The following is a 16,803-nucleotide window of genomic DNA, read 5'->3' as shown; positions in this document are numbered from 1 at the left end:
CAGGATCTATTCGCCGTTCGCGTGCCGAGCAGCCTCGGCCGCCGGTGTGCCGGGTCGGTGTTCCTCGACCCATCCGTCGGTGTTGCGCTGTGGGGCGTAGCTGATCGCGAGCGATCCGGCCGGGACGTCCTTGCGGACCGTCGTTCCGGCACCCGTGTACGCGCCGTCACCAATCCTAACCGGGGCGACGAAGACGTTGTGCGAGCCGGTGCGGACGTTCGAGCCGACCTCGGTGCGGTGCTTGTGCACGCCGTCGTAGTTCGCGGTGATCGTGTTCGCGCCGATGTTCGAGTCCTCGCCCACCTCGGCGTCGCCGATGTAGGACAGGTGCGGGACCTTGCTGCCACGGCCGATCTTCGCGTTCTTCGTCTCCACGAAGGTGCCGATCTTGCCCTGATCGCCGAGGATCGTGCCCGGACGCAGGTACGCGAACGGCCCCACCGAGGCGCCGTCGCCGATGACCGCGAGGGTGGCGTCGACCCGGTTCACCGTCGCCCCGGCACCGACCTCGGTGTCGCGCAGCGTGGTGTCCGGCCCGACCACGGCACCGGTAGCGATCGCGGTCGCACCGAGGAGCTGGGTGCCGGGCAGGATCTCGGCGTCCGCCTCGATCGAGACGTCGAGGTCGATCCAGGTGGTCGCCGGGTCCTGCACGGTGACGCCGGCGAGCTGGTGCCGGCGGACGATGCGGGCGTTGAGCTCGCGTGCGGCATCGGAGAGCTGCGCGCGGTCGTTGATGCCGGCGACGAGCCACGAGTCCGTCAGGGTGACCACGTCGATGCGCCCACCTCGGTCGCTGATCAGCGCGGGAGCGTCGGTGATGTACTTCTCGCCCTGCGCGTTCGCCGTGGTGAGCGACGGCAGGACCGCGCGGAGGTGCGTCACGTCGAACGCGTAGATGCCCGCGTTCGCCTCGGCGATGGCCAGCTGTTCGGCCGTCGCGTCCTTGTGCTCGACGACCCCGATGAACGCGCCGTCGGCGTCACGCACGATCCGTCCGAGGCCGGTCGGGTCCGGGGCGATCGCACTGACGAAGGTCGCCCCGTTGCCGCCGCGGGCGTGCGCGTCGGCGAGCAGGCGGAGCGACGCCGCGTCGAGCAACGGGACGTCGCCGGAGAGCACCACGACGGCACCGTCGAAGTCGGCTGGGAGCGCCTGGACCGCGACCTCGACCGCGCGACCGGTACCGGGGACGTCGTCCTGGTCGACGACGATGGCGTCGGGCGCGCGCTCGGTGATCTCCGCCGCGACGAGGTCACGCTCGTGCCGGACGACCACCGCGACGTGTTCCGGCCCGAGGGACGACGCCGTCCGCAGGACGTGGGCGATGAGCGGCAGCCCGGCGAGCCGGTGCAGCACCTTGGGGGTGGACGACTTCATGCGCGTGCCCTGCCCGGCGGCGAGGACGACGACGGCGATGCGCTGGTCGGTCATGGGTCCATCCTGGCGCACCCGCGCTGTGGAGTCCGGTGGAACCTCGGCGCTGTGCACAACGATGCGCACAACCGCAGCGGTGCAGGGAGAGGCACCGAGCCTCCTGGCCGCACCGGTGCAGGGAGAGGCACCGAGCCTCCTGGCCGCCCCGAACGCGAGCCGACCCGAGCCGAGCCGACGTTCCTTCCCAGAACGGCCGCGATGGAAAACGGAAACGGGCGTACCGGGTCGAAAGAACTGACCAGGTACGCCCGAATACACCAGCGACGCCCGAAACGCCCAGCCCAGCCCAACCCACCTACGCGCGCAGCGTCCGGGGCTCGGGCTTCACGAACGCCATGAGCACCAGCCCCGCGACGAGCACCACCACGATCCCGAGGATGCCGAAGCGCGTCGAGCCGCCGATCGTCACGGCGACGCCGAACAGCGCCGGCGCCAGGAACGACGCCGCCCGGCCGGTGGTGGCGTAGAGGCCGAAGAGCTCGCCTTCGCGGCCGGGGGTCGCCAGCCGCGCCAGGTACGCCCGCGACGACGACTGCACGGGTCCGACGAAGAGCGCCAGGGTGAGCCCGAGCACCCAGAACCACTCGGTTCGCGTGCCCGCGGCGAGCACGCCGAGTCCGCAGGCGGCGAGGCCGATCAGCGACACCATGATGAGCGCACGCGAGCCGAACCGGTCGTCGAGCCGTCCGGACACGAAGGTGGCGACGCCCGCGACGACGTTCGCGGCGATGGCGAACACGATGACCTGCGATGCGCTGAAGCCGAACACCTGCGCGGCGATGATGCCGCCGAACGTGAAGACCGCGCCGACACCGTCGCGGAAGACCGCGCTGGCGAGCAGGAACGCCAGCACGTTGCGCCGTTCGCGCCAGAGCCGGGCGATGTCACGCCCCAGGTCGCGGTAGGCGCCGAGCACGCCACCGGTCCCGCGCGGATCGGGCGCGGCCTCTGGCACCACGATGAAGAGCGGGATCGAGCTGACCGCGAGCCACACGGCGGCGATGCCGATCGCGACGCGGACGTCCCACTGCCCGGTCGCGACGGTTGCGGGCAGCTGCAGGAGCCCGCCGACGACACCGTCGCCCCGGAAGTCCTGGATGCAGAGGACGAGCAGCACCACGAGCAGCACGATGCCGCCGAAGTAGCCGGCGGCCCACCCGATCGCGGAGACCCGTCCGGTCCGTTCCCCCGACGCGATCTGCCCGATCATGGCGTTGTAGCCGACGCTCGCGATCTCGTACGCGACCGTGCCGATGCCGAGCAACGCGGCGCCGAGCACCAGGTACGGCTGGCTCGGCGCGACGAACACCATGCCGCCGATGGACAGGACGATGCCGATCGTGGCGATGAGGACGGACCGGCGCCGGTGCCCGGACGAGTCCGCCAGACGCCCGATCGCCGGGGCGACGAGCGCGACGACGATGCCGGCGATCGTCAGCGCCGTGGAGACCACGGCGGCGTTGTGGGCGAGCTCGCGCTCCACGAAGGCCTTGCCGGTGGCGGAGGTGTCGGCCACCCGCGCCGGGTCGACGAACGCCCGGCTCGCCAGGTACGTGCTGAACACGAAGGTGGTGACGACCGCGTTGAACGCGGCGGAACCCCAGTCCCAGAGCGCCCAGGAGACGAGCGCGCGCCGGTCGGTGCGCTGCGGCACGACGGCGGCCGGTGAAGCGGTCATGCGCGAACCGTAGCGCGTCCCGGTGACGCGGCGGTGGCCCCGTTCCGGGTCACGTGCCGGACGGGAGGCGCGGGGCGGCCTGGCCACGCGCCTCCCGGCGGCACCGTGCCCGCGTCCGCACCCCGCGTGCACCTCCGCGGGGTCGCTCGCTCTGGTGCGAGGTTCCGCGCTCCGTGCGAGGTCTGCGCGCCGTCACGGAGTACGGAACCTCGCACCGGACGACGCGCAGCCTGCTCAGGCGGGCACGCCGCCGGGGTAGACGACGGACTTGAGGGACTCCGGGTCGGTGTCGCTCTCGAGGGCTTCGCGGACCTCGTCGAGCCCGAACCGACCGGTGACGAGCGAGTCCAGGTCGACCTGCCCGGACGCGACCAGGCCGATCGCGACCGGCCACGTGCCGGTGTAGCGGAAGATCCCGGTGACGGTGACTTCGAGGTTCTGGATGTGCTCGACCGGCAGCGTCATCTCGGAGTTGCCGAGCCCCACGAGCACCGCAGCGCCGGCCGGCCCGACGGCCTTGATGCCGTCGGACACGGCGCGGGGCGCACCGCTGGCGTCGATGAAGGCGTCGACCGGAGCGATGTCGGACGCGACGGACACCGTGGTCGGGTCGACGACCTCGGTGGCGCCGTACTGCAGCGCACGCTCCCGGCGCTCGGGGACGAGGTCGCTGACGACGATCCGGGTCGCACCGAACGCCCGCGCTGCCTGTGCGCAGATGATGCCGATCGGACCGGCACCCGCGATCAGCACCGAGGAGCCGGGGACGATGCCGGCCTTCCGGACCGCGGCGATGCCGACCGACAGGGGTTCGAGCAGGGCGCCGGCCTCGAACGAGACGGAGTCGGGCAGGACGTGCGCGAACTCGGCCTCGATGGTGACGAACTCGGCGAAGGCCCCGTCGACCGGGGGCGTCGCGTAGAAGCGCATGTGCGGGCAGAGGTTGTAGCAGCCGGCGAGGCACTGCGCGCACCGGTGGCACGGACGCTGGGGTTCGACGGCGACGCGCTCACCGACGCGAGCGGGGTCCACGCCCTCGCCGACGGCGGTGATCGTGCCGGACAGCTCGTGACCGAGGACGAGGGGCTCCTCGACGACGAAGTCCCCGATGCGGCCGTGCCGGTAGTAGTGCACGTCGGAGCCGCACACCCCGACCGCGGCGACCCGGACGAGGACGTCGCCGGGCTCGACCGCGGGGACGGGGCGGTCCTCGACGGTCAGGTCCTGGGTGCCGAGCAGCACGCTGGTGCGCTGGCGCTGGATGGAGGTCATGGGGTTCTCGCTTCCTCGGCCGCGTCGTCGCGGTCGGACGTGGGGGTGGTGGTGGCAACCGCGGTGGTCACGGTGCCCGGGTCGTGGAGCAGGTCGCGGAAGCCGATCTCGGCGGCTCCGTGCACGAGGACGTCCCTGCCCAGTGCAGCCGGGACGATGCGCAGCCGATCGGCCGTGCCCGCCATCGACTGCGCACGGACGGCGGTGACGATCCGGTCGCCGACGTGGTCGAGCAGTACTCCGAGGAACCCGCCGAGCACGACGACCTCGGGGTTGACGGTGTGGATCGCGTTGCGGAGCGCGGTGGCGAGGGCACCGACCTGCCGGTCCACGACGCGTTCGGTCGCGGGGTCGTCGGCGGCGAGCGCTCCGGCCAACGCGGCGAGGTCGTCGGGGGCCGTCCCGGCGACGGTGGTGAGGGCGTCACGCGAGGCCTCCGTCTCGAGGCACCCGACGGCTCCGCAGTGGCAGCGGATGCCGTTCGCCGCGACGAACGTGTGGCCGAGCTCGCCGGCGTACCCGTCGGCGCCGCTGAGCGGCCGTCCGCCGGAGATGACCCCGCCACCGATGCCGCTCGCGCCGCCGTTGAGGTACACGAGGTCGTCGACGCCCCGTCCGCTGCCGGCGAGGCGTTCGGCCCAGGCCCCGAGGTTCGCGTCGTTGGCGGCACGGACCGGCAGTCCCGTGCGGTCGGCGAGCGGAGCTGCGAATGGTTCGTCGTGCCAGCCGAGGTGCGGCGCGTACTGGACGCTGCCGTCCTCGGCGCGGACCGTCCCGGGGACGGCGACGCCCACCCCGACGAGCCGCAGCCGCCCCGGGGCGGGCGCGGGCCCGGTGCCTGTGCCGGTGGTCTCGGCGCCGGTGGTCTCGGCGCCGGTCACTCGGACCTGATCGAGGAGCCGGGCGACGACGTCGACGGCCTCGGCAGCGGAGGGTGGGCGGACCTGCGCCTCGACCTGCCGCCGCCGGACGGTGCCGTCGAGCCCGACGAGGGCCACCTCGACGGCGTCGATCTCGACCGTGACGGCAGCGGCCACCACGTCTGCCGAAGCCCGCACGATCGGGCTCGGGCGACCGACCCCGGATCCAGCCGACCCGGCGGGCGGTGGGCCTTCGTGCACCAGCCCGAGCTCGACCAGCTCACCGACGAGTGCGAGGGTCGTGGACCGGTTCAACCCGGTGCGGCGGGTGATCTCGGCGCGTGCGATCGGGCCGTCCTCGTGCACCAGGCGGAGGATGCGCGCGGCGTTGCTCGGCGCCGGGGTGTGTGCCGGGCCCGTCGTGCGGTCGTGTTCCGTCACGGAGTTTCCCAGGACGTCCGCGATGGGAAGCGGGATCGGGCATACCTGGTCGGAACAAACGACCAGGTATGCCCGAGATCACCAGGTACGCCCGGAACGACCCCGCCGCCGCGCTCGCGCACGCTCACGCGCGCGACCGCGAGAACGCGGCGTCGAACGCGGCCGACGGCGGCGCGATCGTGCCGAGCTGCCGGACGACCGCCAGCGCCTCCGGGCCGCCGACGAGCCGGTCCATGCCGGCGTCCTCCCACTCGACGCTGGTCGGTCCGGTGTAGCCGATGTGGTTCAGCACGCGGAACACCCGCTCCCACGGCACGTCACCGTGTCCGGCGGTGACGAAGTCCCACCCGCGTCGGGGGTCGCCCCACGGCAGGTGCGACCCGAGCCGGCCGTTGCGTCCGTCGAGCTGCTTCACCGACTCCTTGCAGTGCACGTGGTAGACGCGGTCGGCGAAGTCGAGCAGGAACGCGGCGGGATCGAGGTCCTGCCAGACGAAGTGGGACGGGTCGAAGTTGAAGCCGAACGCCGGCCGGTCCGCGAAGAGCTCCAGCGTGCGACGAGCGGTCCAGTAGTCGTAGGCGATCTCGGACGGGTGCACCTCGAGCGCGAAGCGGACGCCCACCTCTTCGAAGACGTCGATGATCGGCGACCAGCGGTCGTGGAAGTCCTGGTACCCGGCGTCGATCATGGACGGGGGCACGGGTGGGAACCCGGCGACGGTCTTCCAGATCGACGAGCCGGAGAACCCGGTGACGGTGTCCACCCCGAGTGCCGCGGCGGCACGGGCGGTCCACTGCAGTTCCTCGGCCGCGCGCTGCCGCACGCCCTCGGGGTCGCCGTCGCCCCAGACGTGCGGCGGCAGGATGTCCTCGTGCCGCTGGTCGATGGGGTCGTCGCACACGGCCTGGCCGACCAGGTGGTTCGCGATGGTCCACACCTGCAGTCCGTTGCGTTCCAGGATCGCCCTGCGGTCCGCGACGTACGAGGGGTCCGTCGCGGCGCGCCGGACGTCCAGGTGGTCGCCCCAGCAGGCGATCTCGAGTCCGTCGTACCCCCAGTCGCCGGCGAGCCGGGCGACCTCCTCGAAGGGCAGGTCGGCCCACTGTCCGGTGAACAGCGTGACCGGCCGGGAGGCCCGGGTCGGCTCCGTCTGGTCGCTCGCGTCCGTCGTCGTCATCGTCGTCGTCCTTCCGTGCGGTGGTCGGGGTCCGTCACCAGGATCCGGGGGTGGACCCGGCGGGGACGGTGGCGGGTCGGTCGACGCGCGAGTGCACGTCGACGACCGTGTGGTCGCGGGCGGCGGCCGAGACGGCCTCCATGACCTCGAGCACGTGGAACGCGAGGTCGCCGGAGGCTCGGTGCGGCCGGTCCGTCGCGATCGCGTGGGCCATGTCGGCGAGGCCGTAGCCGCGACCGGCGTCGGCGTACCCGGCGGCGACGGGCAGCTCGCGCCACGCGCGGTCGTCCGCGGTGGCGATCGACACCGGGTCCGAGAACCGGTTGGGATCCGGGACGCCGAGGGTGCCGGCCGTGCCGTACACCTCGAAGAGCGGCGCGCGGGTGGCCCAGACCTCGAACGAGACGGTGACGGTCGAGACCACACCGTTCTCGTGTTCGAGGATCGCGACCACGTGTGTGTCGATGTCGACCGGGATCGACGTGCCGGCGTTCGGGCCGGTCGCGATCGTCCGCTCGCGAGTGGAACGCGTGGCGCTGCCGCTCACCCGGACGACCGGCCCGAAGAACGTGACGAGGCTGGTCAGGTAGTAGGGGCCCATGTCGAGCAGCGGTCCGCCACCGGGCTGGTAGTAGAACGCGGGTGCCGGGTGCCAGAGCTCGTGGCCGGGGGCGCTCCAGGCGACGGCCGCGCCGACCGGGGTGCCGATCAGCCCGTCGTCGAGGGCGGCCCGAGCGGTCTGGATGCCGGTGCCGAGCACGGTGTCCGGGGCACTGCCGACCCGGAGGCCCGCGGCCCGGGCGGCATCGAGCACCGGTTCGGCCTCGGCCGTGGACATCGCCAGGGGCTTCTCGCCGTAGACGTGCTTGCCGGCGGCGAGCGCCCGGGTCGCGACGTCGGCGTGGGCGGCGGGGATCGTGAGGTTGAGCACGACGTCGACGTCGTCGGCTGCGAGCAGCTCGTCGACGCTCGTGCCGCGCACGCCCTGTGCGGCGCCGACCGTCTGCGCCCGGTCGACGTCGAGGTCGGCGACCGCCACGAGCGACAGCCCGGGCAGCGCCGGGAAGTGCTCGAAGTACTGCTGGCTGATCACGCCGACCCCGACGACGCCGACCCGCAGTGCTCGTTCGTTCATCGTGCTGCCCACAGGAGTCCCCGTTCGATGATGGTGCGGAGTGGCTGCGACTCGACGACCTCGAGGCGGTGTCCGGGCGCCGAGACGAACACGCGGCCCTCGCCCCACTGCCGTGTCCAGATCGCCGGTGCGGTGACCGGTCGGTTCCAGGCGTCGAAGTCGCGCGCGTCCTGGGTGGTGGTCGCGAGGACGTCGTTGTACTCGTCGGACAGCACCCAGTACTGCTCGGTGACGAGGTCGAAGTCCTCGATGCCCTGCGTGATCGGGTGCGACCGGCCGAGGTCGGTGAGGTGCACCGTGTACGGGATGTAGTTGTCGGACTGTTCACCGACGCGCTCGTCGGGGTGCTTGCCGGCGTGGTGGGCGAACTGTCCGCCGACCATGTGCAGGTAGTCGGCGGTGTTCCGGAACGCGTCCGCGATGCCGCCGTGCCAGCCGGCCAGTCCGGCGCCGCCCAGGACCGCGCGCTGCAGCCCGGCGAACTCTTCGTCGGCGATGGTCGACATGGTGACGACCTGCACGATCAGGTCGACCTCGTCCATGACGGCGGCGTCTGCGTAGACGGCCGTCGAGTCCGACACCCGGACCGCGAACCCGTTCTCGCGCAGGAACGGGACGAACAGGTCGGTCGTCTCGACGGGCTGGTGGCCGTCCCATCCCCCGCGGACGACCAGGGCCAGGCGGGAGCCGTCGGCGGCGGTCACGAGGTCGCCGTCCAGCTGCTGCCGTCGGCGGCGCTGCGTTCGACGGCGTCGAGCACGCGCTGCACGTGCAGGCCGTCCTCGAACGAGGGCGACGGGTCGGTGCCGGACACGATCGCCTCGATGAAGTCCTTCACCTGGTGGCTGAAGGTGTGCTCGTAGCCGATGAGGTGTCCGGTGGGCCACCACGCCGCCATGTAGGGGTGCTCGGGTTCGGTGACCAGGATCCGGCGGAAGCCCTGCTCCCCCGCGGGGGCCGACGACTCGTACAACCGCAGTTCGTTCATGGACTCCAGGTCGAACTGGATCGCGCCCTCGGACCCGCTGATCTCGAGCGTCAGGCCGTTCTTCCGGCCGGTGGCGTAGCGCGTGGCCTCGAACGTGCCGATGGCTCCGTCGGCCGCGCCACCGCCGAGTCGGGCGGTGAAGAACGCGGCGTCGTCGACGGTGACCTGTCCGCGCTCGCTCGACGCGGTGCCGGAGAGCCCGACCCCCTCGGCCATCAGCGGACGTTCGGTCACGAAGGTCTCGAGGGTGCCGGACACGGTGGCGAGCGACGCACCGGTGACGTGCTCGACGAGGTCGATCGCGTGCGCGCCGATGTCGCCGAGCGCACCGGAGCCGGCCTGCTCCTTGTCGAGCCGCCAGGTCATCGGGCCGTCCTCGTCGGCGAGCCAGTCCTGCAGGTAGAGCGCGCGGACCTGGCGCACGGTGCCGATCCGGCCGTCCTGCACGAGCTGCCGGGCGAACGCGATGGCCGGCACGCGGCGGTAGCTGAACCCGACCATGGCACGGACCCCGTGCGACCGGGCGGCAGCGGCTGCGGCGGTCATCGCCTCGGCCTGTTCGACGGTGTTGGCGAGCGGCTTCTCGCACAGGACGTGCTTGCCGGCCTCGAGCGCGGCGATCGCGATCTCGACGTGCGACGAACCGGGCGACACGATGTCGACGACGTCGATGTCGGGGTCGGCCACGACGGCACGCCAGTCGGTCGACGCCGACTGCCAGCCGTACTGCGCACGGGCGGTCTCGGTGCGTTCCGGGTCGCGCCCGACGATCACCGCCATCTCGGGTTCGACCCCGAGGTCGAAGAACCTGGGGGCGGTCCGCCATGCCTGTGAGTGCGCGGCCCCCATGAAGCCGTGTCCCACCATGGCGATCCGCAGTCGTTCCTGTGCCATCCGCTCGCTCCTTTGCGATCACGTCCTTGCCACAGCCAACACTACCGCTTATGTTGGGCGCGGCAACATTTTGTTTCGACGACGAACGGTGACCACCATGGCAACGACGCCCACCCGTGCAGACAAGTTCTCCTTCGGTCTCTGGACCATCGGCTACAACGGCTCCGACCCCTTCGGCGGGCCCACCCGTCCGGCCCTCGACGTGGTCGAGGCGGTCGAGAAGCTCGACGAGCTCGGCGCCTACGGCCTGACCTTCCACGACGACGACCTGTTCGCGTTCGGTTCGACCGACGCCGAGCGGCAGACGCAGATCGACCGCCTCAAGGGTGCGCTCGACGCCACCGGCCTCATCGTGCCGATGGTGACGACGAACCTGTTCTCCGCCCCCGTGTTCAAGGACGGCGGCTTCACCTCGAACGACCGGCAGGTCCGCCGGTTCGCACTCCGCAAGGTCCTGCGCAACATCGACCTCGCCGCCGAGCTCGGTGCGTCGACCTTCGTGATGTGGGGCGGCCGCGAAGGCTCCGAGTACGACAGCGCGAAGGACGTGCAGGCCGCGCTCGAGCGGTACCGCGAGGCCGTCAACCTGCTCGCCGACTACGTCACCGACAAGGGCTACGGCATCCGCTTCGCCATCGAGCCGAAGCCGAACGAGCCCCGCGGCGACATCCTGCTGCCGACCCTCGGCCACGCGATCGCGTTCACCGAGACCCTCGAGCGCCCGGAGCTGTTCGGCATCAACCCCGAGGTCGGTCACGAGCAGATGGCGGGCCTGAACTTCACGGCCGGCATCGCCCAGGCGCTCTACCAGGGCAAGCTCTTCCACATCGACCTGAACGGCCAGCGCGGCATCAAGTACGACCAGGACCTGGTGTTCGGACACGGCGACCTGCAGAACGCGTTCTCGCTCGTCGACCTGCTCGAGCACGGTTCGCCGCAGGGCGGCCAGGCGTACGACGGCCCGCGCCACTTCGACTACAAGCCGAGCCGCACCGAGGACATCTCGGGCGTCTGGGACTCGGCCGCCGCGAACATGCGCATGTACCTGCTCCTCAAGGAGCGCGCACAGGCCTTCCGCGCCGACCCCGAGGTGCAGGCCGCGCTCGAGGCGTCGAAGGTCGGCGAGCTCAGCACGCCGACCCTGAACGACGGCGAGTCCTACGACGCCTTCCTGTCCGACCGCTCGGCGTACGAGGACTTCGACGCCGACGCGTACTTCGGCGGCAAGGGCTTCGGCTTCGTCCGGCTGCAGCAGCTCGCCATCGAGCACCTGCTCGGCGCGCGCTGACGGGCCGCGGGGATGACACAGCTCGTCGCCGGCGTCGACTCGTCGACCCAGTCCTGCAAGGTCACCGTCCGCGACGCCGCGACGGGCGCCGTCGTCCGTGAGGGGCGTGCGTCCCACCCGGACGGTACGTCCGTCGACCCCCGCCACTGGTGGGACGCCCTCGGCGCGGCGGTCGCCGACGCCGGCGGCCTCGACGACGTCGGTGCCGTCGCGATCGCCGGACAGCAGCACGGCATGGTCGCGCTCGACGCCGACGGCCGCGTGGTGCGCGACGCCCTGCTCTGGAACGACGTGCGCAGTGCGGACGCGGCCGCGCAGATGGTCGACGAGCTCGGACGGGAGTCCTGGGTCGCCCGGACGGGCCTGGTGCCGGTCGCGTCGTTCACCGGCACCAAGCTGCGGTGGCTCCGCGACGCCGAGCCGGACAACGCCGGTCGCGTCGCGGCCGTCGCGCTCCCCCACGACTGGTTGTCGTGGCGGCTGCGCGGGTACGGCCCGGCCGACGACAGTGCGCTCGGCCCCGACCTCGACGCCCTGGCGACGGACGCGTCCGACGCCAGCGGCACGGCGTACTGGGACCCGGTGCGCCGGGAGTACGACCCGGAGCTGTTCGAACTGGCGCTCGGCCGCCCGATGCGCGTCGCCGGGTCGGAGCCGGCCGCGGACACCGTCGTCGTGCCGCGCGTCGTGGCGCACGACGAGGCGATGGGGACGCTCACCGTCGACGTGACTCTTCCGAGCGGCCGGGCCGCACCGGCCGGCCTGCTCGTCGGCGCAGGACTCGGCGACAACGCCGGGGCGGCACTCGGCCTCGGGCTCGGCCCGGGCGACGTCGCGGTGTCCCTGGGGACCAGCGGAACGGTCTTCGGTGTCACCGGTACCGACGTCCTGGACCCGAGCGGGACCGTGGCGGGCTTCGCCGACGGAACCGGGTCGCGCCTCCCGATCGTCACGACGCTCAACGCGGCCCGCGTGCTCGAGGTGATCGGCGGCTTGCTCGGCGTCGACCACGACGCGCTCGGCGAGCTGGCGCTGCAGGCGCCCGCCGGGGCCGACGGCCTGGTCCTGGTGCCGTACTTCGTCGGCGAGCGCACGCCCAACCGGCCGGACGCGACCGCCTCGCTGCTCGGGATGACCCCGGGCACGACGGACCGACCGCACCTGGCGCGTGCCGCGGTGGAGGGCATGCTGTGCGCCCTGGCCGACGGGCTCGCCGCGGTCGAGGGCACCGGCGTGACCGTTTCGCGACTGCTGCTCATCGGCGGCGCGGCACGGAACGAAGCCGTCCGGACCGTCGCCGCGCAGGTGTTCGGGCGGGACGTGCTGATCCCGGAACCCGGCGAGTACGTGGCGTCCGGGGCCGCGCGGCAGGCAGCATGGGTGCTGACCGGCACACTGCCGTCGTGGGACACCGCGACGACGACCGTGCCGGCGGACCCGCACCCCGAGGTGCTCGAGCAGTACCGCGCCGCGACGCGCTGACCGAGGAGACCCATGGCACGCACCGACCTCCCGCTCGACGAACTCCGTCGGTACCGCCCCGCGGTCCGGCGACCGGCCGACTTCGACGCGTTCTGGGCGGACACGATCACCGCGGCCCGGGCGGCCGGAGCAGGGACGGCTCCCGTCCTCGCTCCGGCCGACACCCCGGTGACCGGACTCGTCGTCGAGGACCTGACGTTCCCGGGCTTCGCCGGCGACCCGGTGCGCGCCTGGGTCTCCCGTCCGCTCGCCGGTCGTGACACCGCGCTGCCCGTCGTCGTCGAGTTCCTCGGCTACGGCGGCGGCCGCGGGCGCCCCGGCGAACGGGTGCACTGGGCCCTCGCCGGGTACGTGCACGTCGTCATGGACACCCGTGGCCAGGGCAGCGGGTGGGCCGGCGGCGACACCCCCGACCCGCACGGCTCCGGACCGCACGCGAGCGGGTGGATGACGAGCGGCATCGGCTCCCCCGCCGACCACTACTACCGCCGCGTGTACACCGACGCCGTCCGCCTGGTCGACGCCGTGCGGACGCTGCCCGGTGTCGACCCGGCACGCATCGCCCTGACCGGCGGCAGCCAGGGCGGCGGCATCGCCATCGCCGCCGCCGCACTGGTCGAGGCCCACGTCGGACCGATCACCGCGGTGCTGCCCGACGTCGCGTTCCTGTGCGACTGGGAGGGCGGCACGGACGTCGCCGTCGGCGGCCCGTACCGGGAACTCGCGACCTACCTGTCCGTGCACCGCGACGCAGCCGAGACCGTGTGGGACACCGCGGCGTACTTCGACGGGGTGAACCACGCCGCCGGCATCACCGCACCGGCGCTGTTCTCCGTGGCCCTGATGGACGACGTCGTCCCACCGCGCACCACCTTCGCCGCCTTCAACGCGCTCGGGTCGGCTGACGCGCTCGGACCGGCCGACCGCTGGATCGAGGTGTACCCGTACAACGGGCACGAGGGCGGCGGCTTCCGGCAGTGGGAGCGGCAGGTGGCGTTCCTGCGCGCGCGGGCGTGACGGCAGCTCCGTGCTTCCGGTGCGGACACGCCTCCCGCGACCGTTCGCCGCTCCCGGGCCGCCGCGCTCGCCTGCCGCTCACTCGCTCGACACGCGCTCGATGCGCTCGAGACCGACCCGGCACCGGCCGACGTACTCGGCGTACAGGTCCGGCCGTCGGTCTCTCGCCCACCGGGTCACGTCGACGAGGTGCAGCGCCGTGAGCGACGCCAGCGTCGCGTGGCCAGCCGGGGTGGCCAGCCCGGCGGCAGCGGTGAACTCGTCGTACTCGGCCCGCGAGATCGTCCCGTCGACGAACGCCCACTCGAACACCCGACGAGCGTCGGTCCACGGTGACGGGCCGGTCTCGGCAGCACCCCAGTCGATGAGCACGGGCGCACGATCCGGTCCCCGTGCGATCAGGTTCCGCGGAGCCAGGTCGCCGTGCGCGAGTCCGAACGCGAAGCGCTCGGCGGCCAGCCGTTCGACGTGCCTCCGGAGCGCGCCGGCCGAGGCGTAGGCGCCGTCGTGGCGGAGTGGATCGTCCGCCACGAGCGCCGCGCTGTTGTAGACCAGGTGCGCCGACCACGCCTGGGCCAGGTCGGTGCCGAACCGGGTGTACAGCGACGACGGCGCCTCCCCCAGGTCGATCGAGGCGACGGTCCGCGCGGACGACCCGAGCCACGTCCAGGGGCGATCGATCGGCCGCGGGTCGGGTGCGACGTACTCGGACACGATGAAGGGGACGCCGTCCTGGACGCCGTGGTCGAGGGGACGAGCGACCGAGATGCCCGCTGCCGCAGCTGCCCGCGCGGCCCACGCCTCGACGGGGAACTCGTCCGAGCGCAGTGGATCGACGGGGAACCGCACGACGACGTCGGCACCGACCGCTCGGCGCACGCGGTACGTGTGGTTCACGGATCCGCCCGGCAGCCGTTCGGTCTGGCCGGCCGAGCTCCCGACGGCGCGCAGGACCGCGTCCAGTCGGTGGCGGTGGGTGTCGTCGTCGAGCACGCACCCATCATGGTCGTCGGGGTGTCACGCCCGCCGCATCGTGTCCCGGGGGTACTCGCCGTGCCGGTCGAGGTACGCGGCCGAGAACCGGCCGGCGTGGGCGAACCCCCACTGCCGGGCCACCTCGGCGATGCTCGTCGCCGCCGGGTCGGCGTGCAGGAGCTCGTCGCGCACCCGGTCGAGACGGACCCCGCGCAGGTAGCCGTTCGGGCTGACGCCGAGCTGCCGCTGGAACGCCTGCTGCAGTGCACGCAGACTCAGGGAGGCGACCTCGGCCAGGTCGGTGCTCGTGATCGGCAGGTGCGCGTGCTCGTGCACGTACTCCACGGCCCGGCGGATGTGCGCGTTGCGCGGGAGCAGGAGCTCGTCCGGCAGGGGGGCCGAGACGACCGGGTAGAGCTCGAGCAGGGCCAGCGCTCCCAGCCGGCCCATCTCCGCCTGCAGGAGCGGCGAGACCTGCCGGTCGAGCACGGTGTGCGAGATGAGCTTGACCGTGTTCCGCCACATCGTCACCGCGCGGTCGTCGGGCTGCACGGTGTGGTCGAGTTGCACCGCGCCCGAGGCCGCGCCGCGTTCGCCGGCGACCTCCTCGAGCGAAGCCCGGTTGATCTGGACGAGCCGCTGGTCGTAGTCCTGGTAGGTGAACGCGGCGCCGTCCTGCGGCCACAGCTGTGGTCGGCCGGGGGCGCTGACGAGGCGGTCGTCACCCTCGCCGATGAAGCCGGTGCCGCGGGTGATCCACTGCACCACGAAGTCGTCCGACGGGGTCATCACGCCGTCGAGGTGCCCGTCGAACCGGATCGCGCGCAACGTCATCGTGGTGTCGCCGACCGCCGAGTACCGGAACGTGAAGGGCTGCGCGGTGGTCTCGGCGCGCCACTCGGAGGCGTCGTACGCCCCGACCAGGAAGTCGCGTGCTTCGTCGACGTCAGCGGACCGGACGTCGTCCTGCACGCGCGCTCGTTCATCTGTCATCGGTTCACCGAGTGCAGTGTGACGGACCGGGGGCCAGCCGTCCGCGCCGCTGTCCGAGAAGCGCTCCCGACGGCCTCCTGCGCGTGGAACGGATGCTGGATCCGGTGCGGCGATGTCCGGATTCCGACCGACGGGCTGCGTCCGACATCCGCGATCCGCCGACTCCTCGGTCCTGGCGCACACGGCCGGTCCCGCTGCTCCTACGGTCGATTCATCCGGTGGCAACGGGCCGCGCAGGAGAACACGAGGACGACATGACCGCCCTGACCGCAATCCCGGTCCACCCCATCAGCGCACCGAGGCAGGCCTTCGAGTCGGTCTCGATGACGAGCCGACAGGACCGCCACCGCGGGACCTTCACGGAGCTCCGGGACCTCCAGCGTCAGCGCATGCTGCAGATCGCCGCGGTCAGCACCGGCATCGTCTCCGTGAGCGCCCTCGCTTCCGCCGCCGCCGTGCTCGGGCTCTCCGCGTGATCCGCGACGGCTCCGCGGTCGAGGACGTCCGCACCCAGGCCATCGACATGACAGCGCTCCTCGCAGAACAGGAACGTCTCGAAGCATGACGCTCCTCACACTCACGCCCCCGGTCGCCGAGACGCCCGCACAGCGCACCGCTTCCAAGGCCGCCGACGACCTCTTCACGGCGCACGGCGTGATCCCGGTCCGCTTCGAGGACGTCGCCGCCCACGCGGGCATGAGCGTGGACGAGCTGGCGTCCGCCTACCCGAGCAAGCAGGCCCTCGTCGTCGCGGTGCTGCGACGCTGGCACGGCGCCTGGCGTCGAGCCCTGGACCACATCGCCACGACCTCGGCGGATCCCCGCGACGAGATCCTCGGCATCTTCAGCTACCTGGAGGAGTGCTTCGCCGACGAGGGCTGGCGGGGCTGCGCGTTCATCAACGGACACGCCGAACTCGGCCGGCAGGACCCGGAGATCGCCGCGCTCGCCGCCGAGCACTTCCGCGACGTCGAGAGCCACCTCACGCTGCTCTGCACGCGCGCGGACATGCCGGCGCACATCGCCGAGACCCTGTCGTTGCTGGTCGAGGGCGCTCGGGTCGAATCAGCCGTGCAGGGCTCGGCGAAGCCCGCCCGGAGTGCGCGGCTCGGTGCGGCCATGCTCATGTCGGTGTTCGAGGAGCGCACGGCCTTCTGACCGCACGT

15 protein-coding genes are annotated in these 16,803 nt (G+C 72.5%); 5 read left to right on the top strand and 10 right to left on the bottom strand.

What is annotated here, in order from left to right; all coding sequences use genetic code 11:
* Window positions 1-6: 6 nt before the first annotated feature.
* The 8 genes from glmU to EDF63_RS11670 all read right to left on the bottom strand — a co-directional run bounded on the left by glmU (window position 7) and on the right by EDF63_RS11670 (window position 9,882).
* On the bottom strand, window positions 7-1,434 hold the full coding sequence (gene glmU / locus EDF63_RS11705) for a bifunctional UDP-N-acetylglucosamine diphosphorylase/glucosamine-1-phosphate N-acetyltransferase GlmU (protein WP_123313243.1): 1,428 nt from the start codon (window positions 1,432-1,434) through the stop codon (window positions 7-9).
* A 298-nt stretch (window positions 1,435-1,732) separates the two neighbouring features.
* Entirely contained in the window at window positions 1,733-3,115 is a 1,383-nt protein-coding gene (locus EDF63_RS11700; RefSeq protein ID WP_123313242.1) for an MFS transporter, read from the bottom strand.
* Between the two features lie 234 nt (window positions 3,116-3,349).
* Entirely contained in the window at window positions 3,350-4,387 is a 1,038-nt protein-coding gene (locus EDF63_RS11695) for an NAD(P)-dependent alcohol dehydrogenase (protein ID WP_123313241.1), read from the bottom strand.
* Window positions 4,384-5,688, bottom strand: coding sequence for an ROK family transcriptional regulator (locus tag EDF63_RS11690; protein WP_123313240.1), 1,305 nt, complete (start codon window positions 5,686-5,688; stop codon window positions 4,384-4,386). The genes EDF63_RS11695 and EDF63_RS11690 overlap by 4 nt, the downstream gene beginning before the upstream one ends.
* Before the next feature lie 124 nt (window positions 5,689-5,812).
* The gene (locus tag EDF63_RS11685) at window positions 5,813-6,865 is read right to left on the bottom strand and encodes a sugar phosphate isomerase/epimerase (RefSeq protein WP_123313239.1); all 1,053 of its coding nucleotides are present in this window, start codon (window positions 6,863-6,865) and stop codon (window positions 5,813-5,815) included.
* A gap of 34 nt (window positions 6,866-6,899) precedes the next feature.
* The gene (locus tag EDF63_RS11680; protein WP_123313610.1) at window positions 6,900-8,000 is read right to left on the bottom strand and encodes a Gfo/Idh/MocA family protein; all 1,101 of its coding nucleotides are present in this window, start codon (window positions 7,998-8,000) and stop codon (window positions 6,900-6,902) included.
* Window positions 7,997-8,704, bottom strand: a complete 708-nt coding sequence (locus EDF63_RS11675; RefSeq protein WP_123313238.1) for a ThuA domain-containing protein — start codon at window positions 8,702-8,704, stop codon at window positions 7,997-7,999. The genes EDF63_RS11680 and EDF63_RS11675 overlap by 4 nt, the downstream gene beginning before the upstream one ends.
* Entirely contained in the window at window positions 8,701-9,882 is a 1,182-nt protein-coding gene (locus EDF63_RS11670) for a Gfo/Idh/MocA family protein (protein WP_123313237.1), read from the bottom strand. Before EDF63_RS11670 ends, EDF63_RS11675 begins: the two co-directional genes overlap by 4 nt.
* 97 nt (window positions 9,883-9,979) lie before the next feature.
* On the opposite strand from EDF63_RS11670, the gene xylA reads away from it, so the two are divergent.
* From xylA to EDF63_RS11655, 3 genes are read left to right on the top strand one after another with little or no spacing between them, the layout of a single operon-like run.
* Window positions 9,980-11,170, top strand: coding sequence for a xylose isomerase (xylA, locus tag EDF63_RS11665; RefSeq protein ID WP_123313236.1), 1,191 nt, complete (start codon window positions 9,980-9,982; stop codon window positions 11,168-11,170).
* Between the two features lie 12 nt (window positions 11,171-11,182).
* Window positions 11,183-12,652, top strand: a complete 1,470-nt coding sequence (locus tag EDF63_RS11660; protein ID WP_123313235.1) for a xylulokinase — start codon at window positions 11,183-11,185, stop codon at window positions 12,650-12,652.
* A 12-nt stretch (window positions 12,653-12,664) separates the two neighbouring features.
* Window positions 12,665-13,669, top strand: a complete 1,005-nt coding sequence (locus EDF63_RS11655) for an acetylxylan esterase (RefSeq protein ID WP_123313234.1) — start codon at window positions 12,665-12,667, stop codon at window positions 13,667-13,669.
* Window positions 13,670-13,747: 78 nt separating this feature from the next.
* Here EDF63_RS11655 and EDF63_RS11650 read toward each other — a convergent pair whose 3' ends face one another.
* On the bottom strand, window positions 13,748-14,662 hold the full coding sequence (locus EDF63_RS11650; RefSeq protein WP_123313233.1) for a phosphotransferase: 915 nt from the start codon (window positions 14,660-14,662) through the stop codon (window positions 13,748-13,750).
* Window positions 14,663-14,686: 24 nt separating this feature from the next.
* Complete coding sequence (locus EDF63_RS11645) at window positions 14,687-15,637, bottom strand: AraC family transcriptional regulator (protein WP_148061770.1); 951 nt, start codon at window positions 15,635-15,637, stop codon at window positions 14,687-14,689.
* 254 nt (window positions 15,638-15,891) lie between these two features.
* Between EDF63_RS11645 and EDF63_RS11640 the strand changes: the two genes are divergently transcribed.
* Both EDF63_RS11640 and EDF63_RS11635 read left to right on the top strand, forming a co-directional pair.
* Complete coding sequence (locus tag EDF63_RS11640; protein WP_123313231.1) at window positions 15,892-16,113, top strand: hypothetical protein; 222 nt, start codon at window positions 15,892-15,894, stop codon at window positions 16,111-16,113.
* An 85-nt stretch (window positions 16,114-16,198) separates the two neighbouring features.
* Window positions 16,199-16,795 (top strand): TetR/AcrR family transcriptional regulator, encoded by a 597-nt coding sequence (locus EDF63_RS11635; protein WP_123313230.1) that lies wholly within the window; start codon window positions 16,199-16,201, stop codon window positions 16,793-16,795.
* The last annotated feature ends 8 nt before the right edge of the window (window positions 16,796-16,803 follow it).

Source organism: Curtobacterium sp. JUb34 (genome assembly GCF_003755065.1).
In the GTDB taxonomy this organism is placed as follows: domain Bacteria; phylum Actinomycetota; class Actinomycetes; order Actinomycetales; family Microbacteriaceae; genus Curtobacterium.
Note: the sequence above shows the minus strand (reverse complement) of the source record. Positions and strands in the feature narration are given on the sequence as shown.